15 protein-coding genes are annotated in these 15,486 nt (G+C 64.0%); 6 read left to right on the forward strand and 9 right to left on the reverse strand.

The features are described 5' to 3' along the window. Positions 1-143: 143 nt before the first annotated feature. Positions 144-1,199, forward strand: coding sequence for a DUF2336 domain-containing protein (locus tag EN857_RS05555; RefSeq protein WP_127391046.1), 1,056 nt, complete (start codon positions 144-146; stop codon positions 1,197-1,199). Here EN857_RS05555 and EN857_RS05560 read toward each other — a convergent pair. The 3 genes from EN857_RS05560 to EN857_RS05570 form a co-directional block, all read right to left on the reverse strand. Continuing rightward, on the reverse strand, positions 1,194-1,544 hold the full coding sequence (locus tag EN857_RS05560; protein ID WP_127283106.1) for a DUF1491 family protein: 351 nt from the start codon (positions 1,542-1,544) through the stop codon (positions 1,194-1,196). The genes EN857_RS05555 and EN857_RS05560 overlap by 6 nt on opposite strands. Positions 1,545-1,627: 83 nt before the next feature. Beyond that, on the reverse strand, positions 1,628-2,398 hold the full coding sequence (locus EN857_RS05565) for a peptidoglycan-binding protein (RefSeq protein WP_127391045.1): 771 nt from the start codon (positions 2,396-2,398) through the stop codon (positions 1,628-1,630). After that, positions 2,373-4,115 carry a HAMP domain-containing sensor histidine kinase gene (locus EN857_RS05570; RefSeq protein ID WP_127391044.1) on the reverse strand — a complete coding sequence of 581 codons (1,743 nt, stop codon included), beginning with the start codon at positions 4,113-4,115 and terminating at the stop codon, positions 2,373-2,375. The genes EN857_RS05565 and EN857_RS05570 overlap by 26 nt, the downstream gene beginning before the upstream one ends. Positions 4,116-4,647: 532 nt before the next feature. On the opposite strand from EN857_RS05570, the gene EN857_RS05575 reads away from it, so the two are divergent. Further along, positions 4,648-5,016 carry a DUF5330 domain-containing protein gene (locus EN857_RS05575; RefSeq protein WP_128346432.1) on the forward strand — a complete coding sequence of 123 codons (369 nt, stop codon included), beginning with the start codon at positions 4,648-4,650 and terminating at the stop codon, positions 5,014-5,016. 110 nt (positions 5,017-5,126) lie between these two features. Then, complete coding sequence (locus EN857_RS05580) at positions 5,127-5,555, forward strand: SufE family protein (RefSeq protein WP_127393555.1); 429 nt, start codon at positions 5,127-5,129, stop codon at positions 5,553-5,555. Positions 5,556-5,671: 116 nt separating this feature from the next. Here the strand turns inward: EN857_RS05580 and EN857_RS05585 are convergent, their stop codons facing one another. Both EN857_RS05585 and EN857_RS05590 read right to left on the reverse strand, forming a co-directional pair. Further along, positions 5,672-6,097 carry a MucR family transcriptional regulator gene (locus EN857_RS05585; RefSeq protein ID WP_127283102.1) on the reverse strand — a complete coding sequence of 142 codons (426 nt, stop codon included), beginning with the start codon at positions 6,095-6,097 and terminating at the stop codon, positions 5,672-5,674. A 419-nt stretch (positions 6,098-6,516) separates the two neighbouring features. Then, the gene (locus tag EN857_RS05590; protein ID WP_127393558.1) at positions 6,517-6,885 is read right to left on the reverse strand and encodes an SH3 domain-containing protein; all 369 of its coding nucleotides are present in this window, start codon (positions 6,883-6,885) and stop codon (positions 6,517-6,519) included. A gap of 116 nt (positions 6,886-7,001) precedes the next feature. Between EN857_RS05590 and EN857_RS05595 the strand changes: the two genes are divergently transcribed. The 3 genes from EN857_RS05595 to EN857_RS05605 all read left to right on the forward strand — a co-directional run bounded on the left by EN857_RS05595 (position 7,002) and on the right by EN857_RS05605 (position 10,458). Then, complete coding sequence (locus tag EN857_RS05595; protein WP_135858080.1) at positions 7,002-9,128, forward strand: S9 family peptidase; 2,127 nt, start codon at positions 7,002-7,004, stop codon at positions 9,126-9,128. Positions 9,129-9,192: 64 nt separating this feature from the next. Continuing rightward, complete coding sequence (locus EN857_RS05600) at positions 9,193-9,819, forward strand: LysE family translocator (RefSeq protein WP_127393557.1); 627 nt, start codon at positions 9,193-9,195, stop codon at positions 9,817-9,819. 249 nt (positions 9,820-10,068) lie between these two features. After that, positions 10,069-10,458 (forward strand): SET domain-containing protein-lysine N-methyltransferase, encoded by a 390-nt coding sequence (locus tag EN857_RS05605; protein ID WP_127283099.1) that lies wholly within the window; start codon positions 10,069-10,071, stop codon positions 10,456-10,458. 36 nt (positions 10,459-10,494) lie between these two features. Here EN857_RS05605 and EN857_RS05610 read toward each other — a convergent pair whose 3' ends face one another. The 4 genes from EN857_RS05610 to EN857_RS05625 form a co-directional block, all read right to left on the reverse strand. After that, on the reverse strand, positions 10,495-13,092 hold the full coding sequence (locus EN857_RS05610; protein ID WP_128346433.1) for an AMP-binding protein: 2,598 nt from the start codon (positions 13,090-13,092) through the stop codon (positions 10,495-10,497). 123 nt (positions 13,093-13,215) lie between these two features. Then, positions 13,216-14,166 (reverse strand): cytochrome c, encoded by a 951-nt coding sequence (locus EN857_RS05615; RefSeq protein ID WP_127392297.1) that lies wholly within the window; start codon positions 14,164-14,166, stop codon positions 13,216-13,218. Positions 14,167-14,175: 9 nt separating this feature from the next. Next, complete coding sequence (locus EN857_RS05620; RefSeq protein ID WP_127392296.1) at positions 14,176-14,613, reverse strand: cytochrome c; 438 nt, start codon at positions 14,611-14,613, stop codon at positions 14,176-14,178. A 149-nt stretch (positions 14,614-14,762) separates the two neighbouring features. Next, positions 14,763-15,365 carry a superoxide dismutase gene (locus tag EN857_RS05625; RefSeq protein WP_127392295.1) on the reverse strand — a complete coding sequence of 201 codons (603 nt, stop codon included), beginning with the start codon at positions 15,363-15,365 and terminating at the stop codon, positions 14,763-14,765. Positions 15,366-15,486: the final 121 nt, after the last annotated feature.

A 15,486-nucleotide genomic window follows, 5' to 3' on the forward strand; every position in this document is an offset into this window, starting at 1 on the left:
TCCAAAGTTGATTAAGGCGGGCAGAGGGTTAACGGAGCGCTAACGGATCGCCGCTAATTTGATCTTTGTTTCTGGCGGACGCGAAACCGGCACGGTTCGGTCGAGCAAAGCCAGGCTTGTGTCGAGTATCGGGCGTATCCTCCGTGTCATCTTCGGATTTCAGGCAAATCGCTATTCGGACGGAGGCGGGAAAGGCCGAAAGGCTGTTCCGCGCATCGGTATCGGCATTCTGCTCGCTCACGCGCCCATCGCGGCGCGAGATCGGCCAGCTCGAGGACCTGACGCTGCCGCTGTTCGAAGAGGTGTCGGTCGAATCGCGCCGCTACGTCGCCGCCGCGCTTTCCGAATGCGAATACGCGCCAGGCGCCCTGGTCCGGCGGCTGGCTGAGGAGCCGGTCGACATCGCCGCTCCCTTGCTGACCCGCTCGCGGGCGCTGAGCGACATCGACCTCATCGCGCTGATCGGCCGCCACGGCCTGCCGCATGCGCGCGCCATTGCGCGCCGCAAGGAACTGAACCCGACCATCGCTGATCTGATCAGGGCGCTCGAGAAGCCGACGCTGGTCAGGGTGCGGCCGCCGCAGCCGATCGCGCAGCCAGTGTCCGCGAAGGCCGAAGCGGCGTCGGCCAAAGCCGAAGCGACACCGGCCGCGGAATCGCTCGCCATCGCCAGCGACGATGACGCGCGGCAACCGCCAGGCATGGCTGCCGAAAATGCCAGGCGCCGGCTGCGCGCGATGATGCGTCCTGAAACTGGAAGCGAGAGTGTCAATCCGTTCGTCGGCCAGGCGAGCTATGTGAAGCTGCGCGAGACGGCGCTGACCGGCAATGCGGCGTTCTTCCAGACCGCGCTGGCGGACGCACTCGACATCGATTTCCAGACGGCGCGCTCGCTGACCGAACAGGCCAGCTATGCCGCGCTGCTCGCGGCCTTGCGCTCGCTCGACCTCAGCGAGGATCGCGCCTTCCTGATCGCCGTCGCCGTCTACCCCCGGGAGTTTCCCCATCCGCAGGCGATCCGCCTGTTCCTCGACCGCTACCGCCTGCTGCATCGCGAGGCGGCGCTCGACAAGGTGCGCAACTGGAAGGCCGAGACGCTGTCGCGGGCGATCCGCGGCAACGCCGCCGATACGGCGAATGACGAGGAGCGCCGGGCCTCTAACAGCGGCGACGCGGCCGCCAGCCTCAAGGCGTCATGAGTCCGTCCTGACGGACAAAAGCTCCTCGACCGGAACGGCGCCGGCCTCGATCTCGACCACCCATATATCGGGATCGAACTTCTTCTCGCGCTCCAGCCTGGCGTCGAACGGCGCGGCATCGTCGCCGGAGCCGAGCAGGCTGAAGAAGCGCTCGTCGGGCTTGGCCGAATCGTAGCTGGTCTGCGGCGCCGGCCCGAACAGGGCGACCTCGCCCAGCCGGCCGCGCGACAGCACGAAGATCGCGCCCGCCTCGGCCGCGCCGCGCGTGACCACGGCGGCAAAACCGCCAGCGGCGAACACCCGGCGCAACAGGGCCGACACCCACAGGTCGGTGGTCACGCGCATGGCAAGGTTCCGGACGACATGCGCGGCTCCTTACAGCATCAAGCCGGAAACCAAAACAGATCGCTCCAGCTATCGGCCGACGCTCAGTTGGTCAGGCCGATCTCGCGCATCTTGACGTAGACGATCTCGTCGGGCTCGCCGGTCTGCGGCAGGCCGAACAGCGACTGGAATTCCTTGATCGCCGCCTTGGTTCGCGCGCCGACGACGCCGTCGAGCTGCATGTCGTCATTGCCGAAGGCCTTCAGCCCGGCCTGGATCTTGACGATGCGGGCATCGGGCGCCGGCGCGGCGGCATCGGCCGGCGCGGAGACCGGGATCGGCGCCGGCGCGACGGCCGGAGCGGCGACGCTGTCCACCGGCCTCGGCACCGGATGCGGGATGGCCGCCGTCGTCTGCCTGGCGCCCAGCTGGTCGAGCAGCACGGCATCGATCTCGCCGGTCGCCGGCAGCCCGACCTTCTGCTGATAGGCCTGGATGGCCTTGCGCGTGTTGGGGCCGGAGATGCCGTCGACGGTGCCGGAATAGAAATCGAGATCCTTCAATATGCCCTGGACCTGCTCGACGGTGGGGTCGGTCTTGACCGGCGGACGCACGATGTTGATCGTCGTCTCGGGCTCGTCAGCCGCGCGCGGAAAGTCCTCGATACTTCGGGTGGCGAAGAAGGCGCCGGCGTGCGGGAACGGCTGGTACCAGAGCGCGTTGGCCGACACGTAGAACAGCGTCACCAGGAAAGCGGTCGAGCCGCCGACCAGCACCGGATTGCGCGAGATCATGCCGCCGAGCGCGAGCGCGCCCTCCTCGAAGGCGCTGCTTTGGCGCTTGACCGCCCTAGGCTGTCTTGCGGAGCGAGCCATTCCTGTCCCCTTTCGCATGCCCCTTGGTCTTCACCGCTGGTATCGCCAGCACGCCGCTATCCTTGTCCCGCGAATGGCCCTTCGGCCCGTTCACCGGCAGGCTGATCGTCACCGTGGTGCCCTCGCCCGGCATGCTTTCGATCGACATGGTGCCGTCGTGCAGCGCCACCAGGCCCTTGACCAGCGACAGGCCGAGCCCGGTTCCCTCGAAGCGGCGCGTGTAGTCGTTCTGGATCTGCATGAACGGCTTGCCGAGATTGGCGAAATCCTCCTCGGCGATGCCGATGCCGGTATCGCTGACCCAGAAATGCAGCCGCGAGCCGACGCGCTTGGCGCCGACCACGACATTGCCGCCATCCGGCGTGAACTTGATGGCGTTGGAAACGAGGTTGATCAGGATCTGCTGCACAGCGCGGCGGTCGGCATTGATCTCGCCCGCATCCGGCGCGATCTGCGCGGCAAGGCCGATGTTCTTGGCCGCGGCCTGCAGCCGCATCATCGACCGGCACATATCGACCGCCTCGACGAAGCGGAACGGCTCCGGCTCGGTCGAATAGGCGCCGGCCTCGATGCGGGAGACGTCGAGGATCGAGCTGACGACGCCCAGAAGATGCTGGCCTGAGTCCCTGACCAGGCTGACATATTCCTTCTGGCGCGGATCCTTGAAGGGGCCGAACATCTCATGCAGCAGCATGTCGGAGAAGCCGATGATGGCGTTGAGCGGCGTGCGAAGCTCGTGGCTGACCACGGCCAGGAAGCGCCCCTTCGCCACCTCGGCCTCGGCTGCGGTCTCGTTGGCGGCGGCGAGCTCTTCGCGCAGCGCCGCGACATCGTCGTTCTCGCTGAGCAACAGCGTGAACGCGTCCTGCTGTTCGCCCCGCATCAGCTGAAGGCGAAACGGCTGGAAATTGTCGGCGGCTGCCGAGCCATCACGCGGCAGCCGGATGCGCAGATCGATCCGGCGCATGGCGGCGCCGTCGCGCATGTCGGCGAGCGCCGAGAGATAGCCGACGCGGTCGGCGAGATGTATGCGCTCGAACAGGCCGGTGCCGAACAGGAGTTCCGGCTGCAGCCGCAGGATGGTGCGCGCCTTGGCCGAGGCGTCAAGCACCTCGCCATGCCGGCCGAGGCGCAGGACCACGGCATCGATTATATCCTCCAGCCGGTCGCCGGCAAGCGACGCCGGCTGGGTGCCAGCCGGGTTGCGCAGCGAATTCAGGCGCGGGATCAGCGTCGACGCCCAGGCCAGGGGCAGGAGCCAGTGCCAGGCAGCGATGCCGGCCGGGGCGAGCGGTGGCAGCGAGCCGGCGAAAGGTTGCAGCAGGACCGCGCCGAGCGCGGACAGCGCGCCCCAATAGACTGCGCGTCGCGAGCCGCCGATCCACCAGGTTTCGAACGGCAGCGCAAGCGCAAGCAGCGCGACGGGCGAGGCCAGCCCGCCCGCGGCGAAGATCGCGGTGCCGAGGGCAAGACCGCCGAGCACGAGCGCCGCCTGGCCGGCAAGCGCCATCCGGCCCGAGGCCGCCACCAGCAGCGCGGCGAACCAGCAGAAACCGAAGGCGGCGAAGATCGCGGCAATCGTCACGGCGGCGCCGAGGCTCGATGTGACCAGCGTCACCGCGGCGCCGGCGGCGAGGAAGGGGGCCGCCAGCATGACACCGATGAAGCGGCGCTGGCGCAGGCGCTCGCCCGCGGCGGTAATGGTCGGATGGACCATACGGTCGCAGCCGGCAGCCATCGCGCCAGGCAATTCAACGTATCTGGCCGTAATCGAACTCAACGCACTCGCACCCGATCGTGAACTGCCCTGCTTTTCGCAGATCGCTGTTGTTGTCCTGAAACTCTCATTCAGCGTTTAAGGAATGGATAAGGCGGACCCGGTCGACGCCCGGCCCGCGGCAAATATTGGGACGCCGTCACGGCGAAACCCGGCGATCTCGCGCCATGGTAAACGGAGGGTTATGCAAAACCGGTGGAGGCAAGCTGCGCAGAACCGAGCGTCAATCGCCCTCGTGTTTCAAAATACAATTTAATAACAACAAGATACATGGTTATCGTAAAGTTAATGCAAGCGATGAGATTTAAGTGAAATCGGTTGCAAAACCAATCCTTTCGAATTTGCCTAAAATTTGAGGAAAATTCTCTGTTTGCTTACAAGCCGGTCTTTGCGCGTGTGTGCCACTATGCAGCCCATAAAAGAGGTCATGCCGAAGGATGCGTGATCCGGTCACGGACGAGAGGGCATTGAGATGGGCTTTCTTATTAGAATGGCTTTCTGGTTTTCGCTGGTGCTGCTGGCCCTGCCGCTGAATGTCGGCAGCGACGAGGCCGGCCAGGACAGCGTCGGGCCGATCCAGGCGCTGTTTGCGGCGCGCGAGGCGGTCGGCGACATTGCCGGCATCTGCGAGCGCAAGCCCGATGTCTGCGAGACCGGCAAATCCGCCATGCACACGATCGGCGTCCGCGCCAGGGAGACCGCCAAGATCGCCGCCGCCATGATGGATGACACCGGCGACAAGCCGGCGAACGGGCTCGACACGTCCGTCGCCACCGGCAGCGTCGACATCGTCCTGCCGGCGACCGTCAACATCCCGGCGAAGGCGCCGACGAAGAATTGAGTTTTCAGCCGCTGATTGGCGACACCGCAGGCCCGTCCGACCTCTCGACGCCTGCGGTGTTTTCTTCTTTTTCCGTGACGCGAGGACGCCGGATGACTATATCCGGCACAATGACAACGACGATCCAAACGATCCGCGACGACTTTTCCCTGCTCGACGAGTGGGAGGACCGCTATCGCTATGTGATCGAACTGGGCGAAGCGCTGCCGCCGTTTCCGGAAGCCGAGCGCACCCCCGCCAACAAGGTGCCGGGCTGCGTCAGCCAGGTGTGGCTCACCACCGAGCACGGACCGGGCGCCGATCCGGTCATCGCCTTCAGGGGCGATTCGGACGCTCATATCGTGCGCGGCCTGGTCGCCATCATGCTGGCGCTGTATTCCGGGCGGCCGGCGAGCGAGATCCAGAAGACCGACGCGGAAGCGACGCTGAAGGCGCTCGGCCTAGACGAGCACCTGTCGCCGCAGCGCGCTAACGGCCTGCGCTCGATGGTCAAGCGCATCAAGCGCGACGCCGAAGCGGCGCTGACGCAGGCCGCCTGACCTGACAAATCGGATTTTTGGGAACGATTGGCGCGGCGACCGGCCGGCGCGCCGGCGAGTGCTCAAAGCAAGACGGCGCCCGAAGGCGCCGTCCGGCATCGAAGTGAAGATTGCCTTCAGCGGCCCTTGCGCTTGCGGCCGAGGCCCATCTTCTTGGCAAGCTGCGAGCGGGCGGCGGCGTAATTGGGAGCCACCATCGGGTAGCTTGCGTCGAGACCCCACTTCTCACGGTATTCATCGGGCGTCAGATTGTAGTGGGTCATCAGGTGGCGCTTCAGCGACTTGAACTTCTTGCCGTCCTCAAGACAGACGATGTAGTCGTCATGGACGGAGCGCTTCGGATTGACTGCAGGCTTCTGCTTGTCGGCGGGCGGCGCTTCGGTGGCACCGCCCACGCGGCCAAGGGCTGCATGGACATCGGCGATCAGGTTCGGCAGTTCGCCGACGGGTACGGGATTGTTGCTGACATAAGCTGCGACCACATCGGCGGTCAGCTCGATCAGCGCGTCGCTGTTTCGGGAAGGTGTTTCGGCGATATCCATTGTGTTCAGGCCCCAACGAGAGTTGTTTCTAACTGCGCCCATTTTTTGGCTGGGCTTCGCGCGAATTTCATGCAGGAAAGAGCCTCTGCGATTCGCGTCGCATGATCTTAATGATCCCAATAGTCAAGTAAGTCAATTCGCCTAACGTGCTATATTCAGCGATATTAATCAAATATTCCCCGTTCAGCTTCAACCTTTCGTGCATCGCGTAACTTAGCGAGATTTTTCTGGTCAGACCAGCACCACCTGACGCGGCGTCACGTCGCAATTACATCGGCAAAAGCAGCTAAAATGAGCGAAATGCTTCGCCTATGCTTGATCCGCGACAGGTCGCAAGGTTTCCGCATCCTAATGAAATCACGGGTTGCAAGGCATTATTGCTGCGCGCGGTCGGAGATAAGCGGAGCATATCGGGCCGCTCAATAGGGCGCGATATACTTGCCATAGACCCAGCCGGTGACGAAATCGCCGTCCCGTGCCGGGTCGTGCCAGATCTCGCACCAGCGATAGCGCACCGCCTGGCGCTGCTTCCAGTGCGGCTGGCCTGCGATGTCGAGCAGATTTATCCCGCCGGTGCAGCGGCCGGTCATCTGCAGCACGGCACCGTTGGGATAGGCGGCCTGCTTCTGCGAGCTGCCCGATGGATATTTGCGCGCGTTGAGCGTGTCGCCGTAGGGCACGCCCGACACTTGCCAAGCGGCGAAGGCGGTTGCATGAGACTGGCCGGCGGAGGCCAGAACAGTCGAAGCGACGGCAAGAGCCGCGGCGGTGCGAATACAGTAATTCATCATCTTCCCTCTCTCCGGCCTATCGTGGAGCCGTCGCAACAATGCCGGCCGGCTCTTGAACCGACGCTGATCGGCGTGTTCATTTGCCATTCAAGCAATTTCCGCAGCGAGACCTAATGACCAGATCTTCCGCCTTTCCGACCGCCACCCCGCCGCAGACCGAGAAACGGTCCATCTTCGACACGCATTACGGCTTCACCCGCACAGACGACTACGCGTGGCTGCGGGCCGACAACTGGCAGGCCATGTTCAGGGATCCTTCCCTGCTCGACAGCCGGATCCGCGCGCATCTCGAAGCCGAGAATGCCTATCAGGCAGTGCTGATGGCCGACACCGCGGAACTGCGCAAGCAGCTCTTCGCCGAGATGAAGGGGCGCATCAAGGAGGACGATTCCACCGTGCCGATGAAAGACGGCCCCTATGCCTATGGCTCGTCCTACAGGCTGGGCGGCGAGCAGCCGCGCTATTTCCGCACGCCGCGCGATGACGGCACGGACGAGATCCTGCTCGACGGCGATGCGGAAGCCGAAGGCAAGCCCTATTTCCGCCTCGGCGGCGTCGACCATTCGGCCGACCACAAGAAGCTCTTGTGGGCATTCGACGACAAGGGGTCCGAGTTCTTCACGCTCCGCGTGCGCGACCTCGGCAACGGCCACGAACTGGCGGACAGGATCCCCGATACCGGTGGCGGCGGCGTCTGGAATGCCGGCGATGACGGGTTCTTCTATACCCGCCTCGACGACAATCATCGTCCCTCAAAGGTGTTGTTCCACGCGCTTGGCGACAGCGCCGAAAACGATCGGCTGATCTATGAGGAAACCGATCCGGGCTTTTTCATGGATGTCGGCGGGACGCGTTCCAACGAGTGGATCATGATCGGCATCAACGATCACGAGACCTCGGAATACCGGCTGATGCGCGCCGATGACCCGCTTGCCGAGCCGAAGCTGGTCGCCGTGCGCGAAACCGGCCTGCAATACGACCTCGAGGAAGGCGGCAACATCTTCTTCATCCTCACCAACGCCGACGGCGCCAAGGATTTCAAGATCATGACGGCACCGGTCGAAAATCCGGTGCGCGCCAACTGGCGCGAGCTGGTTCCGTACGAGCCCGGACGGCTGATCCTCTCGGTCCTGGGCTTCAGCAACTACATGGTCCGCCTGGAGCGCAGGGAGGGCCTGCCGCGCATCGTCGTGCGCGATCGCGAAAGCGGCGAGGAGCACCTGATCTCGTTCGACGAGGAAGCGTTCTCGCTCGGCCTGTCGGGTTCTTACGAATACGATACCGAGATCATGCGCTTCACCTATTCGTCGATGACGACGCCGGCGCAGGTCTTCGACTACAACATGCGCACACGCGAGCGCGTGCTGTTGAAGACCCAGGAAGTCCCTTCGGGTCACGATCCCGACCACTATGTGACGCGCCGGCTGATGGCGCCCGCCAGCGACGGCGAACTGGTGCCGATCTCGCTCATCCACCACCGCGACACGCCACTCGACGGCTCGGCACCTTGCCTGCTCTACGGCTACGGCTCCTACGGCATCACCGTGCCGGCGTCCTTCAACACCAATTGCCTGTCGCTGGTCGACCGTGGCTTCGTCTATGCCATCGCCCATGTCCGCGGCGGCAAGGACAAGGGCTACGGCTGGTACGATGACGGCAAGCGTGCGCAAAAGATGAACACGTTCACCGACTTCATCGCCTGCGCGCGCCATCTGGTGACCGAGCGCTACACGGCGCATGACCGCATCGTCGCGCAAGGCGGCTCGGCCGGCGGCATGCTGATGGGGGCGATCGCCAACATGGCGCCGGAGTGTTTTGGCGGCATCGTCGCCGAAGTGCCGTTCGTCGACGTGCTGACCACGATGCTCGACGCGACCTTGCCGCTGACGCCGCCGGAATGGCCCGAGTGGGGCAATCCGATCGCCTCGGCCGACGACTACGGCACGATCGCGGCCTACTCACCCTACGACAATGTGGCGGCGCTCGACTATCCGCCGATCCTGGCGCAGGCCGGGCTCACCGATCCGCGCGTCACTTACTGGGAGCCGGCCAAATGGGTGGCGAGGCTGCGCGAGCGCAAGAGCGGCGACAACCCGGTGCTGTTCAAGATCAACATGGAGTCCGGCCATGCCGGCGCCTCTGGCCGTTTCTCCAGGCTGGAGGAGATCGCCTACACCTATGCCTTCGCGTTGAAGGTGGCGGGCAAGGCCGATTCAGTCTCGGCGGCGGCGAGCGGGTGAGAAGGCCATTGCGTCGCGAGCCACGGCGTGGCTTTGATTGGGCGAAGTCGCGGAGGACCCTGGAATGATCGACTTGGCCACATTGGCGACCTATGTCGCGGTCGTGCTCGGCTTTGTATTCATTCCCGGCCCCGCCACGCTGCTGACCGTCGCGCGGGCGACGAGTTCGGGAACGAAAGTGGGCATCGCCACCGGCGCCGGGATCGCGGCCGGCGATATATTCCACACCGTCATGGCGATGGTCGGCATCTCGGCGATCATCGCCACATCGGCGATGCTGTTCAGCATCGTCCAATATGTCGGCGCGGCCTATCTCGTTTATCTTGGCATACGTGCGATCATCGAGAAGACATCGACCGATCCAGCCGCCGGTGCGCTTGCGATCCGGGCGGGCAAGGCTTTCCGCCAGGCGGTGCTAACCGAGATGCTCAACCCCAAGACCGCGCTGTTCTTCCTCGCCTTCCTGCCGCAATTCGTGCGGCCGGAAAACGGATCGGTGATGCTTCAGCTGGCGGCACTGGGAATCATCTTCGTCCTGATAGGCCTGTTCAGCACGGTCGTCTTCGCGGTGAGCGCGGGTGGGCTGGGTGCCTTCCTGCGCCGGAATCCCGCGGTGCTGAAATGGCAAGGCAAGGTCGTCGGCGCGATCTACTGCGCGCTCGGTGTGCGCCTGGCGTTGCAGCAGCGCTGAGCGGTGCGCACCTGCTGTTCAGAGCAGCGCAAAACGGCCGCCCAACGGCCAATAGGGGGACCTGCCGGCATCGCTCCCAAACTGATGCGTCCGGTCATAAATTTTTGATTTGCGCATGACGTTTTCAGAGGCTTCATTTCGCGCTCATGCGCGGCGATTTTGTGCTCGCAATTGCCGCTGTCGCGCGCTACCCAATGCCCGGCTTTTTTCGAGCCGCGCCTGCCAGTCACCGTCTTGCAAGGGTCCGCCATGCTGCTCGTCGACGTCTATCTCGACAAATCGCCCATCCAGGGCATCGGCGTCTTCGCCAAGAACCACATCCCCCAGGGCACGCTGATCTGGAAGCTCGACCCCAGATTCGACCGGGTGATCGAGGTCGACACCTATGAGAACGAGACCGGCCCGGTGAAATCCTATCTCGACCGCTATTCCTATCCCGACCGCCGCGATCCGGCCTACATCGTCTTCGAGGCCGATGACGCCCGCTACATGAACCATGACGACGACCCGAATTGCGACGTCTCCTCGCCGGAGGAAACCTACACGCTCCGAGATATTGCGCCTGGCGAAGAGCTGACCTGCAACTACAATCACTTCTTCGAAAGCGGCTTCGATTTCCTCGGCGACCGCCACCCGTAGCCCGAGCGGCTCAAGCACGACCGCGGACTAGGCGTCTCACGCAGAGAGCAATTCCGGCTGGCGTCCTACCGCCAATCTGCCGCGCAGGTTTCGAACGGCGGCCAAGGCTTTGCCGGCGATGATGCCTAGGGTGACGCCGCCAGCCATCGCAAGCAATTGGAAGCCCGGAGCCGGCAACCGGCCCGCGACGGGCGCCATCAAAAGCTCCGGGACGAAGCGGTGAAACAAATAGATCGGGAAAGCCGCGACGGCGACCTGCATAACCAGCCGCCCCACCCCGGCTGGCAGGCGAAGACGCGGTAGATAAAGAAGAGCCGAAAGCGCCGCGAAAATCATCAAATACTTGACCGTGGTGCCCAGCCAGACCGACTCCCAAAAGGCCAGATACCCCAGCACAAAGGCGGCAGACGCGGTCACGACGATTTTCCTGACGGGCGTGTCGGCCAACCCGGCGCACCAGCCGAAGACAGCAAGGTGGAAGACCCAGTAGATCGCGAATATCTGGCGGTTGCCTAGCTCGACGAACAACGGGACCGAAAAGCGCGCGGCAGCGGCAAATACCAAAAGGCCCAGCGAGAAGGCGAAGGGTCGAGCTCTGGCCAGCCGGCGTAGAATGGGAATGGCGAAGATGAGAGCGAAGACCAGAAGCGTCTGCGCGTAGGCCTCGATGAACCAGTAGAGATAAGGGATCATCTCGTGACGTTCCGGTTCGGCATAGCCGAAGTTGCCGGTAAGGGTCATCGAGGCCCAAGGCGCCGCCTGCCAGGCGACGGCGTAAGCGGCGACAATGAAGAAATACGGGATCAGCACGTCGATCGCAGGTTTCAGCGCGTGCCGAATTCGCCCGGCAAGCAAATGGGCCGACTGGAAACGCGCAAGACTGTAGCCGACAAGCAGCATCATGACCCCGGAACCGCCGGGGATAGGCCACAGCGTCTCGTGATGCACGACCACCAGAAGGATCGCGATGACCCTCAGCACCAGATCGACCGGCAGTTCGGTTGCCTGCATGCGTGCGAGAGGCCGCGCCGCCGCATGACGATGTGTCAGTTCCGCGACGCTTAGCCGTTCCCAGCCGTCCGGCAGCTCCAAGCCGAGCCGTTCGAGTTCCAGAGCCAGTTGCAGGAAGCGAAGGGAATCGCCGCCGAGGGAGACAAAGCTGTCGTTGCGACCGACGCGGAGCGGGTAGAACACGCGAGCATAGGCATCGGGCACGCCGCCCCTTTCGGAGCGGGCCCCCGCCCGTCCTTCCAACATCTCGCGCTGAAGGCAGCCATAGTCGACCTTGCCGGATGCAAGCCTTGGAAAGTCGCCGCGCGTCGCAACCCGAACCAGATTGGCGGGCAAGCGGCTGACTTCGGCCAGGATACGGTGTGCCCTCCCCGCCGAGCCGGCGCCGACCACATAGGCATGCAACCCTCGATCGTCGCCGAGCACGGCGGCGGCAATACCTTGCCGCTGCAGCGCCTGCTCCATGACATCGAAGCCGATCCTGAGGCCGGCAATCTTGGCAAAGCGGCTCTTGCGCCCGACGATGCGGAAGAAACCATGCTCGTCCTGCACGGCAATGTCGCCGGTGTTCAGGGTCTCGACCTCGGCACCCCGCAGCAGATCGCAACGCTTCGCGCCGTAACCCATCATTACGTTAGGACCGCGATAGACGAGTTCTCCGGGAATGTCCGCTCGCCTGATCGGCTCTCCTTCGGCGTCGACGATGCAAAGGCTGCCGCCCGGGATGGCGACGCCGATCCGCTCCTCCCTGTCGGAAAGGCTCTCAGGCGGCACGAAAGCGATGCGCGCCGTGGCCTCGGTCTGGCCGTACATGACGAAGAAGCCGCCGCTCCGGGCGCGCATGTGATCCCTGTAGAGGCGGATAAGGTCGGGGCGGAGCTGTCCGCCCGCCACCGTCATCATCCGCAGTGTGCTGAACTCGACCTCGCGAAAACGCGCTCTTTCCAAGAGCTCGTAGGAATACGGTACGCCAGACAGATTCGTGCAGCCGCCGTCGGCGATTGTCGTGAGGAAATCGCCGTCCATAATGGAGGCGCCGGGAAAGAGGACGCTGGCGCCCGCGATCAGATGCGAGTTGAGGACCGACAGCCCGTAGGAATAATGCAGCGGCAGCACGAGAGCGGCCCGGTCGTCCGAAGAGAGTTCGAGATAGGCCGCAATCGAGCGCGCATTGGCTTCGAGATTGCCATAGGACAGCCTGACGGCCTTGGCTGCGCCCGAGCTGCCGGACGTCATCAGGAGCAGTGCGAGATCGGGGTGCAGCGGCTCGGCGTCCCGTGCACACCGAGCCTCCCTGACCAGACGCCATCGGCCGTCGAGTGGCCGATAGGTGAAGTCCGGCTGGAAGGCCGCCAGGAAATCATCCCAAAGTCGGTTGTCGCATGGCGGCAGCATGGCCACCGCATGGCCCGCCCGCAAGGCTCCAAGATAGGCGACGATCGCATGCTCGGAGGCTTCCGCCGCGATGGCCACCAACTGCTTTTCTGCTTGCCCCAGCCTCGCTGAGAAGCGCTGCGCAAGGCTGTCCAGCTCCGCGTAGCAGAGCGTTCGTCCATCAGCGAGGAGAAGCGCCGTGCGCTGCCCGCCAAGGCTAACTCCGGACACAAGATCGATCGAGGGCATGGCAACTTCGGTTAGCCGGAAAACTGGCCGAAGCGCCTATAATACATGAGTATTGAAGTCAACTAATATGCATCGCGAGACCAATTGCGTGGATGGTGCCACGCACGGGCGACATGCAGGCGGTCAACTCGCCGGCTTTTTGCGCGCCGGATAGCCGTTGGGATGCGGCGGCACGGCCTTGAGATAGGCGGCGATCGCGGCACGGTCGTCGGCAGTCAGTTCGGCCATGTTCTTCTGCACGTCGACCATGGCGCCGCCGACGGAATCGAAATCCGGCGTAAAGCCGGTCTCGAGATAGTTGGCGATATCGCCCTCCGACCACTCGCCGATGCCGCCCTCGCCCGCCGTGATGTTGGGCACGATGCCCGAGCCTTCGGCGGCCGTGGCGCCGGCCAGCCATTCGCTCTTCCTGGTGCCGCCGGCAAGGTCGCGCGGCGTGTGGCATTCGCCGCAATGGCCGGGGCCTTCGACGAGATAGCGACCGGCCGCGACCTTGTCCGGCGCGCCGTCGGCCACGGCGATCACCTGCTCGGGGTTGAGATAAAGCCGCTTCCACAGCCCGATGCCGCGGCGGATGTTGAAGGGGAAGGCAAGCTTGTGATCAGGCGCCTTGCCGGCGACTGCCGGCAGCGTCTTCATGAACGCGTAAAGGTCGGCGACATCGGACGGCTTCATGCGCGCGTAGGAGGCGTAGGGAAAGGCCGGGTAGAAATGCTCGCCCGCCGGCGAGACGCCCCTCAGCATGGCGTTGGCGAAGTCTTCCTCGCTCCAGGCGCCGATCCCGTCCTTGGCATCCTGCGAGATGTTGGGCGGCACGAAGGTGCCGAAAGGCGTCTTCAGTTCGAGGCCGCCCGCAAGTTCAAGGCGGACTTCGCCCTTCGCGCCGGGCCTGGCGTGGCAGGAGGTGCAGCCGCCGGCATAGAAGATGCGCTTGCCCTTGGCGGCATCGCCGGGGCCAAGCTGCGCGACGGTCGCGGCATCGAGCCTGACCGGCGCCGACAACACCCATCCGGCAACCGCGCCGACGCCGCCCAGAACGAGGGCGGCGCCGACGAGTTTCCTCAGCCAGGGCATTGACCGCGATCAGCCCTTCTTGATCCTGTAGTTCTGGTGGCAGGTGCCGCAGTCGCCGCCGATCGTGTTGAGCTGCGCCTTCAAGGCATCGACATCGGCTGGCGGAGCCGCGACTGCGGCCTTGACGTCGGCCAGGAACTTGTCCTCGGCCGCGTTGAAGCCGGCCGTATCTTCCCAGATCTTCGGCGCGGCGGTGGTGTCGCCCTTGTCGCTGCCGGCCGGAAAGAACTTCTCGGTGTCCCATTTCTCGCCATTGGCCTGCAGCGCCTGCAGCGCGGTCAGCACGGCGGCGGCGTCGAAAGCCTCCTCGCCCTTGACGACCTTCGACAATTGTCCGGCGAGCTTGCCGCGCTCCTTCATCAGGGCCTGGCGATCCTTGATCGGATCAGCGAAGGCGGCCGAACCGGCAATGGCGAGCATAGAGATGGCGAGAACAAGCTTTCTCATTCAGTGGCTCCTTGGTGAAGAGAGTTCGCGACTGGACGTTAACGGACGTCGCAAGGGAAATATTCCGTCCACTCAGCAACGATTTTCGCTTTCCGTTGCCGGCAGAAAAGAAAAAGCCCCGGTCGTGCCGGGGCTTTTTCTCCAATCAATCAGCCATTGGCCTTTTCATAGAGCTCAAGGACATGATCCCAGTTGATCAGGCTGTCGACGAAGGCTTCGAGGTATTTCGGGCGGGCGTTGCGGTAGTCGATGTAGTAGGAGTGCTCCCAGACGTCGACGCCGAGGATCGGCGAGGCGCCATGCACCAGCGGATTCTCGCCGTTCGGCGTCTTCGAGATCGCGAGCTTGCCGTCCTTGACCGAAATCCAGGCCCAGCCGGAACCGAACTGGGTGGTGCCGGCGGCGATGAAGTCTGCCTTGAACTTGTCATAGCCGCCGAGGTCGTTGTCGAAGGCCTTCTGCAGGGCCCCAGGGAGCTTGGAGCCGCCGCCGCCCTTCTTCATCCACTTCCAGAAGTGGATGTGGTTGTAGTGCTGAGCGGCGTTGTTGAAGAGGCCGGCGTTCTTGCCGAAGGACTGCTTCACCACCTCCTCGACCGAAAGGTCTCCCAGGCCGGCTTCCGCGGCGAGCTTGTTGCCGTTGTCGACATAGGCCTTGTGGTGCTTGTCGTGGTGATACTCCAGCGTCTCCTTCGACATGTAAGGCTGCAAGGCCTCGTAGTCGTAGGGCAAAGCGGGCAGCTCAAAAGCCATGGATGGTACTCCCTCATGGAAAATCCGGTGTCGATACCGGACTAAGATAGGTCTGGAATGGTTGGGGACAACTCCGGAATGAAGCGCCGGTTCCCTTTCTAGAGAGGTTCCGGAAGAGTGT

This window comes from Mesorhizobium sp. M4B.F.Ca.ET.214.01.1.1, from assembly GCF_004791545.1.
Lineage (GTDB): Bacteria > Pseudomonadota > Alphaproteobacteria > Rhizobiales > Rhizobiaceae > Mesorhizobium > Mesorhizobium abyssinicae.

What these genes read in the sequence shown, in the direction of transcription:
- EN857_RS05600 (WP_127393557.1), top strand. Translation starts at nt 9,193, where the DNA reads ATGATCGACTTGGCCACATTGGCGACCTATGTCGCGGTCGTGCTCGGC.
- EN857_RS05570 (WP_127391044.1), bottom strand. Translation starts at nt 4,115, where the DNA reads ATGGTCCATCCGACCATTACCGCCGCGGGCGAGCGCCTGCGCCAGCGC.
- EN857_RS05595 (WP_135858080.1), top strand. Translation starts at nt 7,002, where the DNA reads ATGACCAGATCTTCCGCCTTTCCGACCGCCACCCCGCCGCAGACCGAG.
- EN857_RS05565 (WP_127391045.1), bottom strand. Translation starts at nt 2,398, where the DNA reads ATGGCTCGCTCCGCAAGACAGCCTAGGGCGGTCAAGCGCCAAAGCAGC.
- EN857_RS05605 (WP_127283099.1), top strand. Translation starts at nt 10,069, where the DNA reads ATGCTGCTCGTCGACGTCTATCTCGACAAATCGCCCATCCAGGGCATC.
- EN857_RS05625 (WP_127392295.1), bottom strand. Translation starts at nt 15,365, where the DNA reads ATGGCTTTTGAGCTGCCCGCTTTGCCCTACGACTACGAGGCCTTGCAG.
- EN857_RS05620 (WP_127392296.1), bottom strand. Translation starts at nt 14,613, where the DNA reads ATGAGAAAGCTTGTTCTCGCCATCTCTATGCTCGCCATTGCCGGTTCG.
- EN857_RS05585 (WP_127283102.1), bottom strand. Translation starts at nt 6,097, where the DNA reads ATGGATATCGCCGAAACACCTTCCCGAAACAGCGACGCGCTGATCGAG.
- EN857_RS05590 (WP_127393558.1), bottom strand. Translation starts at nt 6,885, where the DNA reads ATGAATTACTGTATTCGCACCGCCGCGGCTCTTGCCGTCGCTTCGACT.
- EN857_RS05610 (WP_128346433.1), bottom strand. Translation starts at nt 13,092, where the DNA reads ATGCCCTCGATCGATCTTGTGTCCGGAGTTAGCCTTGGCGGGCAGCGC.
- EN857_RS05580 (WP_127393555.1), top strand. Translation starts at nt 5,127, where the DNA reads ATGACAACGACGATCCAAACGATCCGCGACGACTTTTCCCTGCTCGAC.
- EN857_RS05575 (WP_128346432.1), top strand. Translation starts at nt 4,648, where the DNA reads ATGGGCTTTCTTATTAGAATGGCTTTCTGGTTTTCGCTGGTGCTGCTG.
- EN857_RS05615 (WP_127392297.1), bottom strand. Translation starts at nt 14,166, where the DNA reads ATGCCCTGGCTGAGGAAACTCGTCGGCGCCGCCCTCGTTCTGGGCGGC.
- EN857_RS05560 (WP_127283106.1), bottom strand. Translation starts at nt 1,544, where the DNA reads ATGCGCGTGACCACCGACCTGTGGGTGTCGGCCCTGTTGCGCCGGGTG.